Here is a 5,562-nt window from a genome sequence, read left to right as displayed (position 1 = left end):
GTTTTGGTTGGTTTACTTGATCTTGTCATAGAGCACCTCTGCTGCGTAGTTTATCGCTTAAGAGAGTGTCCGTCTTTTGTGGGTAGGATCATCCATTTTACTCATTAATTTTTCAAACATTGTCGCAGCCGATAAAATCTCAAACAATGTGCTTGAGGGCTCTCACATAAACTCTCTGCGCTCTATTGCCCAACGCTCATTAGCCAACTCAAACATTTCTACATCTGATATAGTTCAACTAGCCAACAGGTCTATATTTCAAGTTGAAGAATTCAGCGAGTCTATACAGGTATCTTTATCGGTCGACGGAACCTCAACATCAATTGTCTCAGAAAAAGCTGAAAACCGTCCAAATCATATTTCTATAGCCCTCCGAGTCGCTGACGCCAACTACAATATAGAAATCAACACTACATCTTCAAACTATATCATCCATGGATATGACTCTAAACTTGGAGTTGAAGGTAAATTATTGCTCTATATCACTCTCGCATCCATGGAAAAAAGTGGATGGCGCGAATCTGAAAATTCACACAAATCTGAACTCTATAGAATCACCAACTGGCTCTCTGAAATGCCTGCCGGCATGGTAATTCATACCATCAACTCAAGAAACAGGACCGACGAATCAAACAATTAGCATACCTCATAAAGAAAAAATTAACGCTCTAAAGAAAATAGATATGAACAGAAATCACATTGTATTCAACATCTAAATTGGAATTATCTACGCACAGATAATCCGGTTAAAATACAACGCATACTTTTTACCTACGACATGTATTAACAGCAAAACTCTATTTTTCCTGAGCCGGACATTCAGTATGTAAATAGGGCTTACCATAAACATCCTAGCAATTATCAGCACTGATTGTTATTCGACATAGTTATTAAACCAACTTGCATAGGCCACAAGGTACTCTTCAAAACATACGAGAGCGTGGCGACTGTTTCCATGTAGCATAATATACTCATGCACACTATCTGGGACATGACAGGTGAAGTGAGCGATAATTTTATTTAAAAATTATCGCTGCAGACTAGTAGGTGGGACTATTTATAAGCTTTATAGGACATCATATATTACTCTGCCCTAAATTGTTCCGAGAGCACCTCCCCTTCGGGAGGCGTTTAAATGTATCTCGGTTACTGGCAAGAGCTCTCTTCCCAATATAGGGGTGCTGCCGTCGGGGACCACCAGTTCGGACCGAAGGTCGAGGTATATACCTGCCCCTCGAAAGTCACCCGATCTCCAACCGAATAGCCGTCATCACCCGCATAAGGCTGCTGAAACTCGGGGCAGGAGGCTGCCGAACCCTCGTTTCCGTCGCCACTTTCGCCAGCTGTACTGTCGTCAGAGCCAGCGTCTGAATCGCTGTTCGAGTCATTCCCGTCCGTTTGACAGGCCGTTTCGTTCCACAGGGCTGGGGCTGCGCTTGGAGACCACCAATTTGGCTCGTGGTTGGACTCGTAGGCAACACCTTCGAAGACAACAACATCACCGACAGAGTAGCCCGGTTCGCCGGCATAGGGCTGCTCAAACGCAGTACAGGCGGTATTTCCAGTGCCTCCTGAGCCCCCGGTATCACCAGAACCGTTATCGTTGGTATCCGTTGAGTCATCCTCTTGGTCTGCACTGAGCTCGTAACCAATTTCAACGCTTACCAATCCACTGCTTTCTAACAGATGGATATCATTAATACCGTATAGCGGCTCAAAACTACTACTGCCATCATAATCGCCCGCACGGATACTGGATTGCTCCTGATTAATGAGCTCAGCTAAATCATGAGACCAGTTTTCGGCAATGCCCTGTTCATCTGAAGTAATTTCCAGAACCGTTGAATACGCTGTATTTTCTCCGGTGCTATCAAATACACGGGTATACACTTTATCGCCAACGTTTAAGTCTTGTGTCGGATTAATTTTGCCTCCAACACTCCACTCAGTATTAATAACCTTATCACCATCAAACTCAACATCGATTACGTTATAGAAAGCGTTTACAGTATCACCAACATCCCATACCGCAAGAATGACATGGTAACCCTCACGATCTGGTACCTGACATTCGTGTGTCATATTTACCGGTGGCTGCTCATAATTCCCATCGACTTCACAAAATGGGTCAAGATCAAACTGATCACGGGTTAATGCTGCGTTCGAATTCCAGTTTTCTTTGGTAATATAATATTTCCAATCGCGGGATACGTGGTTTGCAGTAAAACGCCATTTAAAAGTTTGCCAACCAGAGCTGATATAATTTTTAACCCAACGGTCAGAAGATTGTATATTCAGTTCTGACCAGGCGCTATTTCCGGCACTGGCAATTTGCCCATCGGCAGGCCCACTTTCAGGGAAACCTTCACTACCTTCAATACTTTGCGGTTCCCACTGAACCGCACCGCAATCAATATTCATCTCCCCAGTGTCGAGGGCATATTTGCACAGTGTTCCACGCGCAGATGCAACACCATCATCAGCGGCCTCAACATAACCATGGCTAAGTGCACTTGAGCTGAACCCGGCTAATACCACAGCCATAAATGTGCGGTTTAATACAGGTTGCATTATCATAGATGCGAGTTTGGTCTTTCGTAAAATCATATCTTTGCCTGTTATTCAAATTTGCCCAATGTCCTTCCCCTGCTGAATAGGTCCATCTTCTGCCGAAGTATCCCTCACCTCGACCATTAGTGACGGAGTTATGGACCGCCACTCATTGGCACGGTTCCTAGTAATTCATTAAATAACCTCAATTAAACGAAAAAGTATAGACCGGAAAAAATTACTATATAGGGAAGATAAAAAAGCACACAGCGACCAATAAGCGGCCTTTATTAGAGCAATCCTGCAGCAACCCCTTTTCCCACTGACAAGCTTGACATCGAATAACAAAACCCATCAAACAAATGGAATATAAACCCCAACACAAATAAATATAAACAAAAGTACGCAAAAGAAAATTTTTATATTTTCATAATTCCTGCACAATCATGAGGCAAACTACTTTTTCACCATATAAAGGTGCACACCAAATATACCAACCCAGAAAACTAACTTTTACACCTCACCAGCCAACTGACACCACCAACTATATCTTTCTTAGAAAGAAACAGGAGTGGAAATAACAATCACTCCGGACAATATTTTGTGGCGAACTAACTGACGGATTCAAAAATGATATAAAAATCTGTAAATCTACTGGGTGAATTGAGGCCACTAAACAGCATGAACCACTTAAAGGCTCAACTCGGCTTTAATGTTTTACATTGACTTTACTTATGCATCTTGCTTTCATCAGAGGTATAATACGTTTGTTAGACCTTGCCCGGGACAAGACGCCCTATTTCACACACCCCATCCCCATAACTATTTACACCCTTGTATACTCCTAATTTTAAAATAGACGTTTCCTTAACCTCCCATAAATTTTTCAAGCTATTATTTAGCCTCCGTATCTCCGGCTCACTCACCTAATAGCACACTGAATTCCTGTACCAAAAATCTCCAATCGTTTAAATATAGAGACACAGACAAGGCGAACAGACCTTTCGACAGAGCTATATTTAACCCCTTTATTTTTTGGCATTTTTTGACAACAATCGGCACTGATATTTATCCAATCAGAGAACAATAATGAAGGATTTTTTAATTATTGGCGGTGGCCACAATGGCCTGGTCTGCGCCTGCTATCTAGCCAAATCGGGGGGAAATGTAACGATTCTTGAGCGCCGCTCCATTGTTGGCGGCGCTGCCGTAACGGAAGAATTCCACCCTGGGTTTCGAAATTCTGTGGCAAGTTATACTGTTAGCCTGCTAAACCCGAAAATCATCGAAGACCTTCAGCTACGCGAGCATGGCCTGGAAATCAAACCACGGCCACAGTCAAACTTCTTCCCTATTTCAGAGAGAGAGAGTCTTTCCTTTCACAAGAATCTTGCAGATACGCAAGCAGAAGTCGCACGTTTCTCGGAACGGGACGCAGCCACCCTACCTGACTTTTATGCCATGCTGGAAACCGTGGCTGACATTTTGCGAGAAGAACTGCTACGCGCGCCTCCCAACGTGGGGGGCGGCCTTGTAGATTTACTTCGCGTTGGTGGCTTTGGTCTGAGAGCGAAAAAGCTCAGCATGTCCGCCCGTCGTGATGCACTGGATCTATTCACTAAGAGTGCTGCCAGCGTGTTGGATGCGTGGTTTGAAAATGACCATGTCAAAGCGGCGTTTGCCTTCGACTCTATCGTCGGAAACTATGCCGCACCCAGCACGCCCGGCTCTGCCTATGTGTTGTTGCATCATGTATTTGGCGAGGTTAACGGCGAGAAAGGCGCATGGGGCCATGCAATGGGCGGTATGGGTGCGATCACTCAGGTCATGCGTAAAGAAGCAGAGCACCTCGGGGTCACTATTCGCACTGACGCTGAAGTTAAGGAGGTTTTGATTGATGGTGGTCGCGCTACCGGAGTGCGGCTAAGCAACGGAGAAGCCGTTACTGCCAGCAAAGTAATCGCCAATGTTGGCCCCAAACTGCTCTACTCCCAGATGATTGACGAACAACATCTGGAACCGGAGTTCCGCCGCCGTGTACGCGGTTTTAGATTGGGATCCGGCACCTTCCGTATGAATGTCGCACTGTCTGAACTGCCAGATTTTACCTGTAAGCCCGGTACTCACGTACAATCGCACCACAAGTCTGGAATCGTCATTGGCCCCACCATGGATTACCTGGAACAAGCCTATATAGATGCGACCCAATACGGCTGGTCAAAGCAACCCATTGTCGAGATATTGATCCCCTCCACCATCGATCCTTCTTTAGCCCCCGAGGGCCAACATGTGGCCAGCCTATTCTGCCAGCAATTTGCTCCAGAACTGCCGGAGGGTAAGGGCTGGGACAACTACCGTGAGCAGGCAGCTCAGACCATTATCGATACCGTCACCAACTATGCACCCAATTTCCGTGATGCCATCATCGCCCAACAAATCCACTCACCGCTGGATTTAGAGCGCAAGTTTGGCTTGATGGGAGGCGATATCTTCCATGGTGCCTTAGGCTTGGACCAACTATGGAGTAACCGCCCCTTTATGGGCTATGCGGATTATCGCACGCCGATCCAGGGACTGTATCTCTGTGGTTCCGGTAGTCACCCAGGAGGTGGGGTTACAGGAGTCCCTGGGCATAATGCGGCAATGGAGATTCTAAAGGACAAATAAAAGTGGCCTATCGAGGCAAGCAGGACCGAGGCTCTAGAAATTTAGAGCCCTTACTTGCCACTTACAGAAAAATAAGGCCTCTTATTCTGGTATTAGCTGATGGGGCGGCATATCTTTACAATCTATACAGTTGAGGTAAACATGCTATCGGCCTTGCGGATGAAGCCTATCTTGCTGATGTCGCACTTATTCTTTGGGGTAATCTTTGGCAGGGAGGTTAGCGCCCGGTAGTCAAATGTATAATTCTCCCCACTAGCCAAGCTAGTTAAATCCTAGATTGCCAACATAAGTGACACACGTTTACCCACCAAAAATTCCAGTGGGCTCAAGTAATTTAACACCTTC

General features: G+C 45.5%; 3 protein-coding genes. 2 read left to right on the top strand and 1 reads right to left on the bottom strand.

The features are described from left to right. Positions 1 to 76: 76 nt before the first annotated feature. A complete protein-coding gene (locus Q1A69_RS19620; RefSeq protein ID WP_299589470.1) occupies positions 77 to 640 on the top strand; it encodes a hypothetical protein in 564 nt (187 codons plus the stop codon). 506 nt (positions 641 to 1,146) lie between these two features. Here the strand turns inward: Q1A69_RS19620 and Q1A69_RS19615 are convergent. Beyond that, positions 1,147 to 2,571, bottom strand: coding sequence for a lytic polysaccharide monooxygenase (locus tag Q1A69_RS19615; RefSeq protein ID WP_299589467.1), 1,425 nt, complete (start codon positions 2,569 to 2,571; stop codon positions 1,147 to 1,149). A gap of 1,068 nt (positions 2,572 to 3,639) precedes the next feature. Here Q1A69_RS19615 and Q1A69_RS19610 point away from each other — a divergent pair. Next, positions 3,640 to 5,217, top strand: coding sequence for an NAD(P)/FAD-dependent oxidoreductase (locus Q1A69_RS19610; protein WP_299589464.1), 1,578 nt, complete (start codon positions 3,640 to 3,642; stop codon positions 5,215 to 5,217). Positions 5,218 to 5,562 lie beyond the last annotated feature (345 nt).

The sequence above is a fragment of the uncultured Microbulbifer sp. genome (genome assembly GCF_947498635.1).
Lineage (GTDB): Bacteria > Pseudomonadota > Gammaproteobacteria > Pseudomonadales > Cellvibrionaceae > Microbulbifer > Microbulbifer echini.
This window is presented reverse-complemented; position numbering and strand designations above follow the sequence as displayed.

Bases quoted from the DNA above. Each gene is read 5' to 3' on its own strand.
- Q1A69_RS19615 (WP_299589467.1), bottom strand. From the start codon at position 2,571: ATGCAACCTGTATTAAACCGCACATTTATGGCTGTGGTATTAGCCGGG.
- Q1A69_RS19610 (WP_299589464.1), top strand. From the start codon at position 3,640: ATGAAGGATTTTTTAATTATTGGCGGTGGCCACAATGGCCTGGTCTGC.